This is a genomic window from Xanthomonas sp. NCPPB 3174 (genome assembly GCF_056725205.1).
Window position 1 is genome coordinate 3,319,668 of sequence record NZ_CM161517.1, and the last position, 17,656, is coordinate 3,337,323.

The window sequence follows — 17,656 nt, forward strand, 5'->3', positions numbered from 1 at the left end:
TCAAAACTCGGTCCTGATCCGCGCCCAGAAGTAACGCCCCAGCGTGTCGTAGGTGAACGCATCGGTGTTGGCCGCACTGGCATAGCCGTAGTAGCGCGGCGGCGTGCGATTGCCGAGATTGTTCACGCCCAGCGCCAGGGTGGTATGCAGGCTCTCGAACTTCCGGCTCACGCTGGCGTCGTGGTAGGTCACCGTGCCGACCGGGAAGTAGACGCAACTGCCGTCGGCGGCGGTGTTGACGCAGAAGTCCTCGTAGGCGCTGCCGACGGTGGTGCGCCCGATCAGGCGCGTGTTCCAGCTCGCGTGCCAGGGGCCGTTGTCCCAGTCGAGCGTGAAGTTGGCGCGCCAGCGCGGCATGTTGCCGTAGCTGGATTGTTCGCCCACGTAGTTGTGCGGATCGCCGCTGAACTTGTAGCTGGACAGGTAGGTGGCATCGACGCCGGCACGGAAGCGGCCCCAGGCCGTCTCCGGCAAGGCGTACTTGATGCCGACGTCGTCGCCGCGGATGTCGACCTTGCCGCTGTTGATCGCGAACGGCACGGTGACGCTGACCAGTTGCCCGGTGGGGCCGCGCTTGATCAGCGGGCAATAGGCGCTCTGGCCGTCGTAGCAGTTCTGCAGCACCTGATCCAGGCCGGTGCCGTTGATCATGTCGTCCAGGGTGACGCGCCAGCTGTCCAGGTTCAACGACAGGCCCTCGGCCCAGCCCGGGTCGTACACCGCGCCGATGTTGTAGGAGCGGCCCTGCTCGGGCTTGATCGCGAAGCCGGCGTTGGCCGAGCCGGTGGTGAGCACGGTGAAGGACGAGCTGTTGACGAAGCTGCCGTTGGTCGGCACGTTGGTGCAGGCCGCGGGATTGCCGCCGCCGGTGTAGCCGTTGCACGGATCGGTGTAGGTCCCGGCGTCGTCGACCACGCCGTTGAACGGCGAGCCGTACAGATCGCCCAGCGCCGGCGCGCGGAACACCTGCGAGCCGGTGGCGCGGATCAGCAGGTTGTCGATCGGCCGCCATTCCAGCGCCACCTTGCTGTTGGTGGTGCTACCCCAGTAGTCGTAGCGCGAGTAGCGCGTGCCCAGGTTGAGGTTCAGCGCCTGCGCGCCGGTCACGCCCTTGAGCAGCGGCACCAGCACTTCGGCGTAGGCCTCCTTGATGGTCTCGTCGTGGCCCTGGTTCATGATGCAACCGTCGTTGTAGTCGCAGTTGCCTTCCGCATCTGCCGCCGCCACCGGGTTGCTGGTGCCCTGCGAGAAGCCGTTCTTGCGGAACGACAGGCCGAACGCGGCCTGCACCGCACCGGCCGGCATCGCGAACAGATCGCCGTTGACGCTGGCCTCGGCGAATTTCATCGTGCTCTCGTCGATCAGGTCGACCGCGCTCTGGGTGGCCTTGATCGCGGCGATGGTGGCCGGATCGTCCGGGTTGAACACGTTGATCGGGGTACAGCCGGCGATGACGTTGCCGGGCGTGCCGCACTTGATGGTGCCGTCGGTGTCGCGGAACGAGGCGCCGACCGCGTTGTTCAGTGCCGAGGTGATGGAGAAGCCGTTGCGCACCAGGGTGTCCTTGTAGTGCGCGTAGCCGGCCGCCGCGTCCCACTGCCAGCTGCTGTCGCCGAACTTGCCGCGCAACCCGGCGACGATGTTGGTCTGGTACATCGTCGAGGTGTAGACGCGGGTGTTGGCCGGCACCGAGCGCAGCAGGTAGCGGGTGAGCTGGCTGCCGAAGGGGTTGTAGTAGTTCTGCGCGGCGTTGGGCAGTTCCAGGCCGTAGGCGGTGAGCTGCGAGGTGGTCTCGCTGCGGGTCCAGAACATGTCCAGGTAGCCCTGCACGTTCGGGGTGAAGTCGAAACTGGCGTGCGCCGAGGCGTTGGTGCGCTGCACCGGGGTGATCAGGTACTGCCCGGTGTAGGCGTTGTAGCCTTCCACCGCCTGGCTGTAGGTGTGGAAGTCGCTGGCGGTGACCTGGCCCGGCGGCAGGTCGGCATTGGGGGTCAGCACGCTGCCGTTGCTGAGGAAGGCGCGGGTGCCGTTGCCGCGGCGTTCGACCACCTGGCCGTTGAGGTAGTTCTGCGCGGTGCGCGCGTAGTCGCGATCGCTGTCGTAGAGCGCGTTCATCGAGCTGCGACTCACGCCCAGGATCAGCCCGCCGCGCTCCCAGGTCTTGCCCCACTCCAGCCCCAGCGAGCGGCGGTTGCCGTCGCCGTGCGTGCTCAGGCCGTAGTCGGCGGTGGCGGCGAAGCCGTCGTACTTGTCCTTGAGGATGATATTGACCACGCCGGCGATGGCGTCGGAGCCGTACACCGACGAGGCGCCGTCGGTGAGCACCTCGATGCGCTCGACCATCGCCGCCGGAATCGCGTTGACGTCCACGCCGGGCGCGGCCGAGACACTGCTGGCCGGCCCGGCCATGCGGTGGCCGTTGACCAGCACCAGGGTGCGCTCGGGGCCGAGGTTGCGCAGCGACACCAGCGCGCGGCCATGGCTGAAGCCGGAATTGAGCGAGACGTTGGGCATGTTGCCGGCCATCGCCGGCAGTTGCTGCAGCAACTGGCCGAGGGTGTCCTGGCCGCTGTCCTCGATGCGCTGGCGGTCGATGGTGATGACCGGGCTGGCGGTCTCCGCATCGACGCGGCGCAGGTGGCTGCCGGTGACGCTGACACGTTCCAGCGTCGTCGCCTGCGTGTCCTGCGCCGTCGCATCCTGCGCCTGCGCCGCCGGCGCGAGCAGGGCCAGGGCGGTGCAGATGGCCGCGGCCAGCGGACCGGGCTGCGGCGCGGCGCGCCAGGAACACGGGAGCAGCGGCGCAACGCGTTCGAGCAAAGACGGCATCGGAAATCTCCTGAGCGGCAGCCTGGCGTTCGTCGGAGCGCCGCCCTTCCCCAGGCGGGCGCCCCGTCGCCAGCGCGTGTGGCGGATACGAAAACGGACGTGTCCACGCATGCGCCGCCGGATGGGACGATCCCGACGCCGCCTGCACGGCGACGCGCACGCCCCATGCGCTGCGTCCCCGGTGACGTGCAACGAATCTCCCCCTGGACATTCACTGCACGGTCACAATGTGCGCGTATGACGCGCGCGGCGTCTTGTCGTATTTATCGGGAAAACGTGCGGAATACCGCACTGCCCCGCAGGCCGGCGGGACGTTTCCGACTTTTTCGCTACTCAGCCGTAGACGGCCGAAATCGCCACCGTCGCCGCGCTGCCGGCCGGCACCAGCACGCGCTCGTTGCGCGGCCCGGACAGCGCCGCCGGCTGCCCGTCCAGCCGCACCTCCTGCAGACGGGTGCCGGCCGGTGCGCGCAGGGTCAGCCAGGTGCGTGCCGGCCGCTGCGCCGGCAGCGTCACGCGGCCGTCGATGCGCTTGCGCGCCGGATCCGCGTGCAGCGCCAGCGACACCCTGCCCCAGCGCGTCGGCGCCGCGTCGATCGCGATCGCCTCGCCGCTGCCCAGCCAGTCGCGCGGCACCGCCCGCGCCAGGAACAGTTCCTCGCCGGCGCTGTCCTCGAACACCAGCATCCAGCGCAGCAGCAGCGGAATGGTCATCTGCGCGGGAATGCAGAACAGCGGCATGCCGCCGGTGATGCCGCTGACCTCGCCCGCGGTCCAACTGCCGCGGGTATGCACGTGGTAGCGGTGCGCGTACAGGAACAGCAGGTATTCCTCGATCCGGTCCAGGCGCAGCAACTGCTGCGCGTAGCCGTAGGAGATGAAGCCGAGCAGGTCGCGCGCCTCCGGGGTCGGCGCGGTGATGTTGCCGACCACGCCGAGGCTGGTGCCGCCGTGGCCGCGCACGCAGTCGATGACCAGGTGCGCCAGGTCGTCGGGCAGCACGTCGGCCTGCAGCAGTTCGGCATAGGCGCGGTGCGGCCAGCCCTGCTCGCTGGGATGCTCCTGCTGCAGCGACTGGCGGAACGTCAGCTTCACCCCCGGCAGCGGGCCGATGTACGGCGGCTGCAGATCGCGGCGGATGTTGCCACGCAGCGTGCGCAGCAGCTGTGCCGAGAGTTGCTGCGCACGGCGCTGCCACTGCGCCGCGGCGGCCTGCCCGCCCGGCCCGGCGATGCCGCTCCACACCGCCGCCAGGTCCTGCCAGCCGCGCACGGTCAGCGCGCTGTTGGCGTAGTACGGCTTCCACCACACCTGCGGATCGGGGAACAGGCAGGCATCGGATTCGTTCCAGCCGTGGAGCAGGCCATGCCCCGGCGCCGATGCCGGCAGGCGCAGGCTGGCGTCGTGCAGCTCGACCAGCACCTGCGCGGTGGCGGCGATCTTGTCGCGGTGCTTGCGCAGCAGCGCGGCATCGCCGGTGTAGCGCAGGTAGCGCGCCAGCAGCGACAGGGTCAGCCCGAACTGTCCGGTCTCCGGGCCGCGCATGTTGACCATGCCGTCGGCCTGCACGAAGTCGCTGAAATAGCCGTCCAGCACCGCTGCGGCCTGGGCGAAGCGGCCCCACTCCAGGTTGGCGTACAGCGAACTGGTGAAGGTGTCCTGGAAGCCGTCGTACTCGTTGCCGTAATAGTCGCGATCCACCGCACCGTATTTGGGATAGGTGCCGCCCGGGCGCACCACCAGTTCGCGGGCGAAGGCGAAGCGCGCCATGTCGCGCCAGCTCGGGTCCGGGGTCTGCGCCTGCACGGTATCGGCGAGCTGCGCCTGCCAATAGCCGGCGAAGGCGAGCAGGCCGCGGTAGAAATCCTCGGCGCTGCGCGGGCCGCGCCGCGGCGGGTAGTCGGGATAGCTGTAGCCGTGCACCACCTTGCTGACCTTGCCGTGCTCGACTAACGCGCTGCGGTGCCAGGTCTGCACCACGAAGCGGTCCTCGGCCAGCACGTCGGCGAACAGCAGGATGTCGTAGTAGCGGCCCTCGCCGGCCGGCACCACCTTGCGCACCGCCGGCATCCAGCCGCCGAGCAGGCCTTCGCTGCGGCGCCGTACCAGTTCGTCCTTGCCAAGCTCGGGAAATGACTGGATGGCGCGGTAGCAGCGGGTGCGCCCGTCCGGGTACACCGGCATGGTGTCGGCGCATTCGCGGGTGCCGACGAAGGTGGTCCACGGCAGGCGCCCGTTGTAGTCCTTGGGATCCAGTTGCGAGGCCGGCGGCGGCGCCACGTCGCGCACCTCGTCGGCGCGCGGGTCGCCGTCGCGCAGCAGGCGGTCGGCGAGCAGGTCGGCATCGGCCATGGCCACCTCGGCCAGGGCCATGCCGAAATACGGGGCCTGCGCCGCCGGGAACACCGCTTCGGTGCGCTTGCCCAGCACCAGCGCCCCGCCCGGACCGCGCAGGGTCAGATCGCCGTCGGGCTGGCGCAGGTCTTCGTACACCTCCCAGGTCGCGCCGGCCTCGACGAAACGGCATTGCAGGGTATGCCCGGCCAGCGCGTCGGCCGCCAGCGGCTGCAGTTGCGGCGGTGCGGGCGCACGCGCGGCGCTGGCCGCTGCGGGTGCCGCGGCGGCACGCCCGGCCAGCGCTTCCACGCCGGCAACCGCGCCGACGGCCAGGCCCTGCCGCAGGAAATCTCTCCGATCCATCTACCATCCCCGATGCAATGCGATCGTCGCATCGTGCGCTGCGCGCGCCGCAGCGTCTTGTGCGCTGTGCCGAGGATGGATGCGGAAAATCGCACAGCCGCGGAGTCGCGGCGATGCTGCGTTGCGGGAGCGCGACGCGTCGGCGACGGCCTAGGCGAGTACGTCGAGCAGGCTGCCGATGCTGTCGTCGGCCGCACGCAGCACGCGCGCGTTGGCCTGGAACGCGGTGCGTTCGGTCAGCGTGCCGACCATGTCGTCGACCAGATCGCTGCCCTGCCCGTCGGCCTGCTGCACCTGACCGACCACGCCACCGCCGGCGCTCGCCTGGTTCACCGGCACCGAACGCTGGAACCCGTCGGTGGCGAGATTGGCGATGTTGTTGGCACGCACCTGCAAGCCGGACGTCGCGGCACGCATGCCGGACAGCGCGATCGAGGAACTGGGAGCGATGGCGGTCATGGCGGGCCCGGGTGCAGAGAGACTTGCCGGGTTATCGGCGGAGTTGGCGGGGGCTTGATAGTGGGATTGGGGAGTCGGGATTGGGGATTGGCAAGAGCGAGCGCGTCGGCGCGATGATCTGAAGCCCCTCTCCCCTCGGGAGAGGGGTTGGGGTGAGGGTACGGAAGCCCCGCGATGCCCAGAACCTGGTGCATCCCCCGTACCCTCATCCGCCCCTGCGGGGCACCTTCTCCCGAGGGGAGAAGGAAAAACCAAAGCCCCTCTCCCCTCGGGAGAGGGGTTGGGGTGAGGGTACGGTAGCCGTGCGACGCCCCAGAACCTGGTGCATCTCCCGCACCCTCATCCGCCCCTGCGGGGCACCTTCTCCCGAGGGGAGAAGGAAAAAACCAAAGCCCCTCTCCCCTCGGGAGAGGGGTTGGGGTGAGGGTTCGGAGCACCGCGATGCCCCAGAACCTGGTGCATCCCCCGTACCCTCATCCGCCCCTGCGGGGCACCTTCTCCCGACGGGAGAAGGGAAAAGCCGAGTACCGCGGGAACAGGAACCACCGCGCCTTTACCAATCCCCAATCTCAAATCCCGGCCCCACCTACAGCCGATTCCACGCCGGCGTCGGCTCCCTCAACAGATGCCGCACGAAGAAGTCGTACTGGCGGCGCTGCACGTAGTCGATGGGGCCGGTGGAGCGGCCGACGGTGTGTTCGCCGCCGGGCACGACCAGCAGGTCGAAGTCCTTGTTGGCCTTGATCAGCGCGTCCACCACCTGCCCGGTCGAGGCCGGGTCGACGTTGCTGTCCTGCTCGCCGACGATCAACAGCAGGTCGCCGCGCAGCTTGGCCGCATTGTCCACGCCGGAGGCGCGTGCATAGCTGGCGTCCACCGGCCAGCCCATCCACTGCTCGTTCCAGCTGATCTTGTCCATGCGGTTGTCGTAGCAGCCCGCATAGGCCACGCCCACCTTGTAGAAGTCCGGATGCCGCTCCAGCGCACCCAACGTGCTCTGCCCGCCGGCCGACGCCCCGTAGATGCCGACGCGGCCGATGTCGTAGGACGGATCCTGCGCGGCCAGCGCCTTGTGCCAGGCGATGCGGTCGGGGAAGCCGGAATCGCCGAGGTTCTTCCAGGCCACGTCGTGGAAGGCCTTCGAGCGATTGGCCGTGCCCATGCCGTCGATCATCACCACGATGAAGCCCAGGTCGGCCTGCGCCTGCATGCCGATCTGCTTGTCGCCGCCGGAGTGGTAGCCGAACGGCCAGAAGGTCTTGGGCACGAACGAATCGTGCGGGCCGGCGTAGATGTTCTCGATCACCGGGTACTTCTTGTGCGGGTCGTAGTCGCGCGGGCGCACCACCATGCCCCAGATGTCGGTCTTGCCGTCGCGGCCCTTGGCCACGAAGGTCTGCGGCGCGCGCCAGCCGGCGGCCTGCAGCTTGCGGATGTCGCCGCGCTCCACCACCTGCAGCAGCCGCCCGTCGATGGCATGCAGTTCCATCACCGGCGCCATGTCCGGACGCGAGTACACGTCCACGTAGTGACGGCCGTCGTCTGCGATGGCCACATCGTGGTCGGCATCGGCCTGGGTCAGCCGGGTCAGGCGGCCGCCGTCGAAATCCACCGCGAACAGTTGCCGGTAGTACGGATCCTTGCCCGCATCCATGCCGCTGGCGGTGAACCAGATGCGCCGCTGTGCATCGTCCACGCGCAGCACGTCGCGCACGATCCACTCGCCCTTGGTGATCTGCGTCTTGATCCGGCCGCTGACGCCATCGAACAGGTACAGGTGGCGCCAACCGTCGCGCTCGGAGATCCACAGGATTTCCTGGCCCAGGCCATCGACATCGTGGTGGTAGCTGCGGTCGGCGTACACGAAGGTCTTGGCGTCCTCGCCCACCGCTACGTGCGCCGTGCCCGTGGCCGCGTCCACCGCGATCGCGCGCATGCGCTGGAAGCCGCGCTGCACGTAGTCGAACACGAAACTGGCGCTGTCGCGGCGCCACTGGATCGGCGAGAGCTGGTACGGGTTGGCGAACAGGGCATCGTCGATGGGCAGGTACTTGGGCGTGCCGCCGCGCGCCAGCGCGCCGAGGTCGAACAGCACCGGTCGCTCGATGTCCACCGCATCGCCGGGCTTGGGATACAGCTGCGTGCGCACGATCGGCTGGCCGCCGCCGGGCGGCGCCGCCTCCACCCGGGTGACGCGGCGGGGAAAGCCGGGCTTCACCCGGTACAACGCCAGCCGCTGCGAATCCGGCGACCACGCGATGGTTTCCGGATCGTAGAAATCGTCGCTGCGGCCATCATCGGCCAGGCGCAGCGTGCGCCCGTCGGCCACCGCGCGCAGCATCACCGCGTTGCCGTCGACATAGGCGTCCCAGCGTCCGTCCGGCGAGCGCCGGGGGGTGGCGTCGGCCGGCACGCTGAGATCGCGCACCACGCCGAAACCGCGCGGCCGCGGCTGCGGACCGCTGTCGGCGCGCGCGCAGACGTAGGTGGTGAGGGTGCAGCGCCACGGCAGTTCGTCGAGCTCGAAGGCGATCGCCGCCTGCGCATTGCCACCCTCGGCGACGTAGGCGAAGCGCGCGAACGGCAGGCGCAACGCCGGATAGGCGGTGCCAGTCGCCGCGCTAAGCGCCAGCGCCAGCCGTGCCTGGTCGAACGCCGGCTGCTTGCGCTGGCTGGCCACGTCCTCGACCACGAAGGCGAAGCCGCCCGGCACGGTCTTGCGGTAGTAGAACGCGCCGTCGTCGCGCCACTGCGCCGGCCAGGTCACGTTCTCGGTCAGGCCGATCCAGGCCTCGCGCAGGCCCAGCGAGCGTTGGTAGTCGGCGACGCTGGGCGCAGCGTGGGCGGCGCCGGCATAGCAGGCCAGTGCCATGACGAGGGAGACAACGAACTTGTTCATGCGGTTTCCAAAAATTTCATGACGTGCTTGGTTTCCGTAGGAGCGGCTTTAGCCGCGACGGGCGTTCCCGATAACGTCTGTCGCAACCAATCACAACAAAGGGGAAAAGCGCCGCTTCTCCGTACACCCACACACGCGACGGACTATTCCCCGTCGTCTTCTTCCAGCGCCAGTTCCTCCGGACGCAGGCCGCTGCGCGCGCCCCAGTGGTAGCAGCCCAGCGCGATCGCGGCCACGCACAGCGTGTCCCAGGGATGCGCGATCCAGCCGCTGCCGCCGAAGGTGCCCAGACGCGACACCACCAGCACGAACGCAAAGAACACGATCAGCCACAACACGCCGCGCACCTGCCGCCACAGCCGTGCGCGGCCGGCCGCGTTGGGCAGGCGATACAACACATACAGCGCGAACATCGCGATCTGCAGGCCGAGCAGCCACGACAGCGTGCTCCAGGTCGACCAATACACGATCAGGCCTGCGACGATGAACGACAGCGGCCCGAGCAGCGCCATGCCGCGCAACCGGAACGGCCGCGGAAGTTCCGGCGCGCTGCGCCGCAACGCAGCCACGGTCACCGGCGCCACCGCATAGCTCAGCACCAGCGCCGCCGACACCACGTTGATCAGCGCCTCCCACGAGGGGAACGGCAGGGTCCAGAACACCGACAGCCCCAGGCTCAGCCACAGCGCCGGGCGCGGGATGCCGGAGGCGGCGTCCACCTTGGTCAACACCGGCAGGAAGCCGCCGCTGCGCGCCCAGCCGTAGACCACCCGCGGCGTGGCGTTCATGTAGATGTTGCCGGTACCGCTCGGCGAGATCATCGCGTCGCAGATCACCAATGCCGCCAGCCAGCCCATGCCCAGCGCCAGCGCGATGTCGTGGTAGGGCAGCGAAAACGCCTTGTCGATACCGCCCCAGCCGTTGGCCAGATGTTGCGCCGGCACCCCGCCGAGAAAGGCGAGCTGCAACAGCACGTAGATCACCGTGGACAGCGCCACCGACAGGATCAGCGCGATCGGGATGTTGCGCTGCGGATCGCGCACCTCGCTGGCCACCGACACGATCGGCGTGAGCCCGAGGTAAGCGAAGATGATGCCGCCGGCGGAGATCGCCGCCTCCACCCCGGCCGCGCCGAACGGCGCAAAGCCCTGCACGTGCAGGTTGCGCGCATCGAAATGCGCCATCAGCAGCACGATCACCAGCACCGGCACCAGGAACTTGAACACGCTGACGATGTTGTTGGCGGTGGCGAAGGTCTTGACGCTGTAGTAGTTGAGCAGGAAGAACGCGACCAGCAGCGCCAGTTGCAGCAGCCAGCCGGCGACGCTGGGATGGGTGCTGCCGGCCTGGTTGAGCCAGGGGAACCACGCCGCGGCGTATTGCCGCGCCGCTTCCACTTCGATCGCGATCAGGCTGGAAAAGGCGATCAGGGTGATGAAGCCCATCAGCCAGCCGAGCAGCACACCGTGCGAATACTCGGGGTAGCGCACCACGCCGCCGGCGCGCGGCAAGGCGGCGCCCAGTTCGCAGTACACCAGCCCCAGCAGCAGCACCGCCACGCCGCCGGCGATCCACGAGACGATGCCGGCCGGCCCGGCGATCGCCGAGACGTGGCTGGCCGAGAACAGCCAACCGGAACCAAAGATCGAGCCCAAGCCGATGAAGGTCAGATCGGTGAGGCTCAAACGCTTGTGGAACTTGCCTTGTGCGGCCATGGCGTCTCCCGCTGGATTGGTGTCACTGGCGATTCGATGATCTGCGGCGTTCCCTACCCTCACCCCCCCCCTCTCCCGGAGGGAGAGGGGCTCGGCTTTTCCCTTCTCCCTCCGGGAGAAGGTGCCCCGCAGGGGCGGATGAGGGTCCGGGCGAAGCCTCGTGCAGCTGAAACACCGCATGCGCTTCGCGTCCCGACCCTCACCCCAACCCCTCTCCCGGTGGGAGAGGGGCTTTTACTTCCCTTCTCCCCTCGGGAGAAGGTGCCCCGCAGGGGCGGATGAGGGTACGGGCGAAGCCTCGTGCAGCCCAAACACCGCATGCGCTTCGCGCCCGAACCCTCACCCCAACCCCTCTCCCGGAGGGAGAGGGGCTTTTACTTCCCTTCTCCCCTCGGGAGAAGGTGCCCCGAAGGGGCGGATGAGGGTACGGGCGAAGCCTCGTGCAGTTGAAACACCGCACGCGCTTCGCGTCCGAACCCTCACCCCAACCCCTCTCCCAAGGGGAGAGGGGCTATTACTTCGCCCCCTCCTTCGACCAAGGCGATTTCCCACCCTCGGCAATGAACCGGTCGATGCGCTGCTCCAGCACCGGCAGCGGCACCGAACCGGTTTCCAGCACCGCGTCATGGAACGCGCGGATGTCGAACTTCTCGCCCAGCGCCTGTTCCGCCTTGCGCCGCAGCTCCAGGATCTTCAGCTCGCCCAGGTAGTACGACAGCGCCTGACCGGGCCAGGCGATGTAGCGGTCGACCTCGGTGGTCACCTCGTGCTCGCTGAGCGCGGTGTTGTCGCGCAGGAAGGCCTGCGCCTGCTCGCGCGTCCAGCCGTCGTGATGGATGCCTGTATCGATCACCAGCCGGCAGGCACGCCACATCTGGTAGGTCAGGTAACCGAAGCGGTCGTACGGGGTGTCGTACATCCCCATCTCCTGCCCCAGGTATTCCGAGTACACCGCCCAACCCTCGCCGTACGCAGAGATGAAGGTGTAGCGGCGGAAATCCGGCAGGTTGTCCTGCTCGGCCGCCAACGGCATCTGCAGCGCATGGCCAGGCGAGGACTCGTGCAGGGTCAGCGCAGCGAGGTTGTACAGCGGCCGCGACGGCAGGTCGTAGGTGTTGACCAGGTAGATGCCCGGGCCACCGCGGCCGCCGGTGTAGAACGGCGCCAGGTCCGCCGGCACCGGCTCGATCGCGAAGCGCTGTCGCGGCAACCGGCCGATGTAGTCGCCGATCTTGCCGTCCACGCGCTTGGCGATCCACGCCGCGTCCTTGAGCAGTTCCTCCGGGGTCTTGGCGTAGAACTTGGGATCGGTGCGCAGGTAGTGCAGGAACGCCGGGAAGGTCTGCTGCCCGGGCGGGGTCTTGAAGCCGCTGTCGACGATCGCCTGGTCCATCTCCTTGCGCAGCCGCGCCACTTCCTTCAACCCCACCGCGTGGATCTGCTCGGGGCTGAGGTCGAGCGTGGTGTATTCGCGGATCTGCGCGCGGTAGTACGCCGCGCCGTCGGGCATCGATTCGGCGGCCAGCGCCGGACGTGCCTTGGGCAGGTATTCCTCGCGCATGAAACGCAGCAGCTTGGCGTAGGCCGGCACCACCTGCTGGGCGATCGCCGTGCGCGCCTGCGCGCGCAACTGCGCCTGCACCGGCGCCGGGATCGTCGCCGGCATCTGCTTGAATGGGGTGTAGAACAGATTGGTCTCGCCCGGCGCCTGCGCGACCTCGGCGATCGACTGGTCGCGGCCCTGCAGGGTCACCTTGGGCTGGGCGAAACCGCGCGCCAGGCCGGCGCGCATGTTGGCGATCTGCTCGTCGAAGTAGCGCGGGATGTCGGCGAGCTGCCCGAGGTAGCGCTGGTAGTCCTCGCGGTTGCGCAGGGTGGCGCGCGCGGTGAAGCCCAGGTCGCTCCAGAACGCGGAGTCGCTGTTGAACGGCATTTCCCAGACGCGGAAACGCTGCTGGTCGAGCAGCACCTGCAACTGCTGGCGATAGACCTGGTAGTTCACCTGGTCCTGCGCCGACAGCTGCGTCGGGTCGATCGCGTCCAGCTCGCGCAGCACCTGCTGCCAGTACGCGGTGCGCTGCGCCTGGGTGGCCGGGTCGACCTTGGGCAGATGATCGGCCGCCTGCCCCTTCGCGTCCTCGTCGTCGGCGCCGGCGAACTGCGCCTGGCGCCATGTCCACTCGCGCTGGTACAGCGCCTTGAAACGCGCCCCCGCATCGTCGGCGGGAGCAGCGGAGGCGGGTGCGGCGGTCTTTGCCGGCGCGGCATGGGCGGCGCCCTGCCAGGCCAGGGTACAGGCGATGGCCAGGGCCAGCGCGGTGCGCAGTCGGGAATGAGCGATCATCGCGAAGTCTCCGGAGTGGCGGGAGCGCCGGCCTGGACCTGGGCGATCCAGGCGTCGATGCGCGCGTCCAGCAGGTCCAGCGGCATCGCGCCGCCGCCGAGGATGGCATCGTGAAAGGCGCGGATGTCGAAACGATCGCCCAGCGCGCGCCTGGCCTTCTCGCGCAGCGCCAGGATGTCCAGTTCGCCGAGCTTGTAGCCCAGCGCCTGGCCCGGCCAGACGATGTAGCGATCGGTCTCGGCCTGGATGCTGGGTTCGTCGTCGGACGGATGCGCGTGGAAGAAGTCGATCATCTGTTGCCGCGTCCAGCGCTTGTAGTGGACGCCGGTGTCCAGCACCAGCCGGTTGGCGCGCAGCAGTTCGCCGGCCAGGCGGCCATAGTCGCTGTACGGATCGCGGTAGAAGCCCACCTCCTTGCCCAGCCGCTCGGCGTACAGCGCCCAGCCTTCCACATAGGCGTTGTAGCTGGATTGCTGGCGGAACGGCGGCAGCGGCAGGGTCTGCGCCAGCGAGATCTGCAGATGATGGCCGGGTACGCCCTCGTGGTAGGCGGTGGCCTCGATGTTGACCAGGGTACGGTGCGCGTAATCGCTGGTGTTGACCATCACCAGCCCCGGCTTGCTGCCCTGCGCATCGCTCTGCCAGTACTCGGCACCGGGCGCGGTGGCGCGGAACGCGGGCATCGCGCGCACCTCAAGCGGCGTCTTCGGCAAGGTGCCGAACAGCTTGGGCAACTGCGGCTGCATCTGCGCGATGTCGTCGCGGTAGCGCTGCAGGATCTGCTCGGACGAACTGGCGAAGAACTTGCGTTCATGGGCCACCGCCTGGCGCAACGCCGGCAGGTCGGCGTAGCCGAGCTGCTTGGCGATCACGCCCATCTCGCCCTCGATGCGCGCGACCTCGGCCAGGCCGGTCTGGTGGATCTGCTCGGGCGACTGCTCGGTGGTGGTCTGGGTGTGGATCGCAAAGCGGTAGCGGCGCTCGCCATCGGGCAGCGACCACAGGCCTTCGTGGGTGCGGCCCTGCGGCGCATATTCGTTGGCGACGAAATCGGCCAGCTTGCGATAGGCCGGCCGCACCTGCTGGTCGATCGCCGCGATCATCGCCGCGCGCAGCCGCGGCCGCTCGGCCTCCGGCACCGCCGCGGGGAACTGCTGCAGCGGGAGCGCGAACGGACTGTCGGCACCGGCCGGCGCGGCGATCTCGCGCACCTGCGCGGGAATGCGCTCGAGCAGGTACTTCGGCTGCACCAACCCGTCCCTGACACCGGAGCGCGACAGCGCCACCACCTGGTCGAGCAGCGCCGGGATCGCCTGCAGGCGCGTGATGTAGTCCTCGTAGTCCTTGACGCTGGCGAACGGAAACGCCTGCGCATAGCCCGGCAGCGCCACCTGGATGCCGCCGACGGGCTCCAGCGGCATCTCGTCGTTCTTCAGCGCGATCGCCTCCAGCCGGTCGCGCAACTGCCGCTGCATCATCTGCAGGCTCAGTTGCTCCTGCGCCGACAGCGCCTTGGCATCGACCGCATCGAAGCGCGCCAGGAACCCGACGGTCGCCTGGCGTTCGGCTTCCAACGCGGCCGGCGAATAGTCGGTCCAACGGTCGTTGTAGCGGCTGTCGCCGATGATGCTGGCGAACTCGGGATGGTGTTCGAGCTGGTACTGCCATTGCGCATCGAGCAGCGCGGCGAAGGCCTGCGATGGCGAGGTGCTTGCCTTGTCCGGCGCCGTTGCCGCCGGCGTGGAAGGCGCCGACGGTGCCGACGGCTGACAGGCGCTCAGCAGGGCCAGCGCCAGGATGCTGGCGACGGGCAGACGGATGTGCTTCATCGTGGAACTCCGCAGGGCGGCACGCGCCCGTGACACACCGCGGCGGCCGCCGCGCAAACGTGGCAGGCGGCCGCCCTGCGCATCAGGCGAACGGCCGGTCGATCGCCGGCGACGGCGGCGTGAACCACTGCGCGCCGTCCTCGGTGACGTAGAAATGATCCTCCAGGCGCACGCCGAACTCGCCCGGCACCACGATCATCGGCTCGTTGCTGCAGCACATGCCCGGGGCCAGCGCCAGCGCATTGCCGCGCACCAGGTACGGCGCCTCGTGGATGCTCATGCCGCAGCCGTGGCCGGTGCGATGCGGCAGCCCCGGCAACTGGTAGTCCGGGCCGAGCCCGGCGCGCTGCAGCACCTTGCGCGCGGCCTCGTCCACCACGGCGCAGGCCACGCCCGGCCGCGCCGCGGCGAAGGCCGCCGCCTGCGCGTCGTGCTCCAGTTGCCAGATGCGTCGCTGCTTCTCGCTGGGTTCGCCGAAGATGTAGGTGCGGGTGATGTCGGAGTGGTAGCCCTGCACCGTGCAACCAGTGTCGATCAGCACCAGCTCGCCCGGGCGCAGCGCCTGCACGCCGGGAATGCCGTGCGGATACGCGGTGGCATGGCCGAACTGCACGATGCAGAAGGTCGAGCCGTTGTCGGCGCCGAGCGCGCGGTGCGCCTGGTCGATGAAGCGGGTCAGTTCCGCGGTGGTGATGCCTTCGCGGACCAGCCCGGCAGCCAGACGCTGCACCTGCAGGGTCATGTCGCAGGCCTGCTGCATCAGCGCCAGTTCCGCCGGCGACTTGCGCATGCGGCAGCCGTCGACGATCGCCGCCGCATCGCGGATCGCGATCCGGCCCAGCACCGCCGTCAGCCCGGTGTGCACCGCAAAGGCCACGCCCGGATCCAGCGCCAGGCTCTGCGCGTCCAGTTCCAGCAAGGCCTCGGCGACCAGCGCGTGCGGATCCTCGTGTTCCTGCCACAGGCGCTTGCGCACCGGCACCGACAGCACCGCGTCCAGCGAGCCTTCCTCGAACGCCGGGCAGATCAGCAGCGGATCGCCTTCGGCGGTGAGCAGCATCGCCACCAAGCGCTCGCTGGCGCCCCACGGCACCCCGGTGAAGTAGCGCAACGAAGCGCCGGCACCGATCAGCAGCGCGTCGGCGCCGTGCGCGCGCATCAGCGCACGCGCGTTGGCCAGGCGCTGCCGGTACTCCTGCTGCTGGATCGCCGGCGCGCGGTGCGGCCACGGCGCCAGTTGTGCGTGCGCCTGCTCCAGGGTCAACCCGCCGATCTGGCCCTGCTCGCTCATGCGCGCAGCTCCACGTCGGCGGTGCTCCAGTTGCCGTCGATCAAGCGCTGCACGCCGCCGGGATTGCGATCGCGCAGCAACGGCGGCAGCAGCGCGTCGGGCACGCCGTCGTAGCTGTGCAGCGCGGCGAAGCGACGGATCGCCGCGGGCATGCCGACCGCCGTGAAGCCCGGATGGCCGGTGCTCGGATACGGGCCGCCATGGTTCATCGCCGGGCTCACCGCCACGCCGGTCGGCATCTTGTTGCAGATCAAGCGACCGACCCGCGGCCGCAGCGCCGCGGCTAGCGCAGCGAAGGCCATGTCGTCGCTGCCATCGGCGGCGCGATAGAGCGTGCCGGTGAGATTGCCCTCGAAGCTGCGTGCCAGGGCGGTCAACTGCCCCAACCCGCCGCCGCGCACGATCAGGCTGACCGGGCCGAACGCCTCGGTCTGCAGTGCCTCCGGCTGCTGCAGGAACGCCTCGGCCGACACTTGCAGCAGGGTCGGCGCATGCCGATAGCCTGGACCTGCATCGGCCTCGCCACCGGCCAGCACCGTGGCGCCGGCATCGCGCAGCGTGCCCACGCTGCGCTGCAGATGGTCCAGCACGCCGCGCGAGAACAGCAGCGCCGGCGCGGCCGCGGCGAAATGCGCGGTGGCCGCGGCGACGAAGGCATCGCCGGCCTCGCCCTCGGGCACCACCACGATGCCCGGGTTGGTGCAGAACTGGCCGCTGCCCATGGTGCAGGAGGCGAAGAACTCCTGCGCCAGCGCGGCGCCGCGTTCGGCCAGCGCGCCCGGCAGCAGGAACACCGGGTTGACGCTGGACAACTCGACATAGGCCGGCACGCCGGCGCGGTCGGCGGCGGCCTTCAGCGCCAGCCCGCCGGCGCGGCTGCCGGTGAAGCCGATCGCGCCCAGCCGCGGATCGCCGGCCAGCTCCAGGCCCAGCGTGCTGTCGAAGTGGTAGAGCAACTGCACCGTCGCCGCCGGCAGGTCATGCGCCAGCAGCGCCTGGTGCGCGAGCTGGGCCAGGCGCTGGCTGGTGGCCGGATGCGAGGGATGCGCCTTGGCGATGACCGGGTTGCGCGCGGCGATGGCCGAGGCGAAATCGCTGCCGGCCACCGCGTTGAACGCGAACGGGAAATTGTTCGGCCCGAACACCAGCACCGGCTTGTGCAACGGCCCCAGCTGCGCGCGCAGGCCCGCCGCGGTGTCGATCACCGGCTGTGCCCAGCTATGGCTGCGCACCGCCTGCGCGGCCTGGCGCAGTTGCCCGCTGGCGCGCGGCAGCTCCACCTTGGCCAGGCGTGGCTCCACCGGCAGGCCGGTTTCGGCGTGCGCCAGCGCCACCAGCCGCTCGAAGTCGGCGTCGATCGCGTCCGCATACGCATCCAGGAACCCGGCGATGCGTTCCGGCACGGCCGCGGCCAGCGCATCGGCGCTCAGCGCCGCCGCGCTCAGCGCCGCTTCAAGATCGGCGGCGCCGCTGATCGGGAACGACGGGCCGAACTCGCTCCCGTCGCGCGGATCCTCGGCGCGGAAACTGCCGCGCTCTTCCAGCGAGGCCTGCCAATGGCCGGCCAGCAACAGCGGTTGCGTGCTCATC

At 69.5% G+C, this 17,656-nt stretch carries 9 protein-coding genes; all 9 read right to left on the minus strand.

Annotation, left to right across the window (positions count from 1 at the left end; all coding sequences use genetic code 11):
* The 9 genes from AC1PK7_RS14405 to AC1PK7_RS14445 all read right to left on the minus strand — a co-directional run bounded on the left by AC1PK7_RS14405 (nucleotide 1) and on the right by AC1PK7_RS14445 (nucleotide 17,655).
* Nucleotides 1–2,829, minus strand: coding sequence for a TonB-dependent receptor domain-containing protein (locus AC1PK7_RS14405; RefSeq protein ID WP_481098584.1), 2,829 nt, complete (start codon nucleotides 2,827–2,829; stop codon nucleotides 1–3).
* Between the two features lie 333 nt (nucleotides 2,830–3,162).
* Nucleotides 3,163–5,529: a Tat pathway signal protein gene (locus tag AC1PK7_RS14410; RefSeq protein ID WP_481098585.1), complete on the minus strand. Its 2,367-nt coding sequence runs from the start codon at nucleotides 5,527–5,529 to the stop codon at nucleotides 3,163–3,165.
* 150 nt (nucleotides 5,530–5,679) lie between these two features.
* A complete protein-coding gene (locus tag AC1PK7_RS14415) occupies nucleotides 5,680–5,988 on the minus strand; it encodes a flagellar basal body protein (RefSeq protein ID WP_010343400.1) in 309 nt (102 codons plus the stop codon).
* Nucleotides 5,989–6,574: 586 nt separating this feature from the next.
* Entirely contained in the window at nucleotides 6,575–8,887 is a 2,313-nt protein-coding gene (locus AC1PK7_RS14420; RefSeq protein WP_481098586.1) for a S9 family peptidase, read from the minus strand.
* 143 nt (nucleotides 8,888–9,030) lie between these two features.
* Nucleotides 9,031–10,602: an APC family permease gene (locus tag AC1PK7_RS14425; protein ID WP_481098587.1), complete on the minus strand. Its 1,572-nt coding sequence runs from the start codon at nucleotides 10,600–10,602 to the stop codon at nucleotides 9,031–9,033.
* A gap of 514 nt (nucleotides 10,603–11,116) precedes the next feature.
* On the minus strand, nucleotides 11,117–12,946 hold the full coding sequence (locus AC1PK7_RS14430; protein ID WP_481098588.1) for a DUF885 domain-containing protein: 1,830 nt from the start codon (nucleotides 12,944–12,946) through the stop codon (nucleotides 11,117–11,119).
* Nucleotides 12,943–14,775, minus strand: a complete 1,833-nt coding sequence (locus AC1PK7_RS14435; protein ID WP_481098589.1) for a DUF885 domain-containing protein — start codon at nucleotides 14,773–14,775, stop codon at nucleotides 12,943–12,945. The genes AC1PK7_RS14430 and AC1PK7_RS14435 overlap by 4 nt, the downstream gene beginning before the upstream one ends.
* Before the next feature lie 82 nt (nucleotides 14,776–14,857).
* Complete coding sequence (locus AC1PK7_RS14440; RefSeq protein ID WP_481098590.1) at nucleotides 14,858–16,066, minus strand: M24 family metallopeptidase; 1,209 nt, start codon at nucleotides 16,064–16,066, stop codon at nucleotides 14,858–14,860.
* Nucleotides 16,063–17,655 carry an aldehyde dehydrogenase family protein gene (locus AC1PK7_RS14445; RefSeq protein ID WP_481098591.1) on the minus strand — a complete coding sequence of 531 codons (1,593 nt, stop codon included), beginning with the start codon at nucleotides 17,653–17,655 and terminating at the stop codon, nucleotides 16,063–16,065. Before AC1PK7_RS14445 ends, AC1PK7_RS14440 begins: the two co-directional genes overlap by 4 nt.
* Nucleotide 17,656 lies beyond the last annotated feature (1 nt).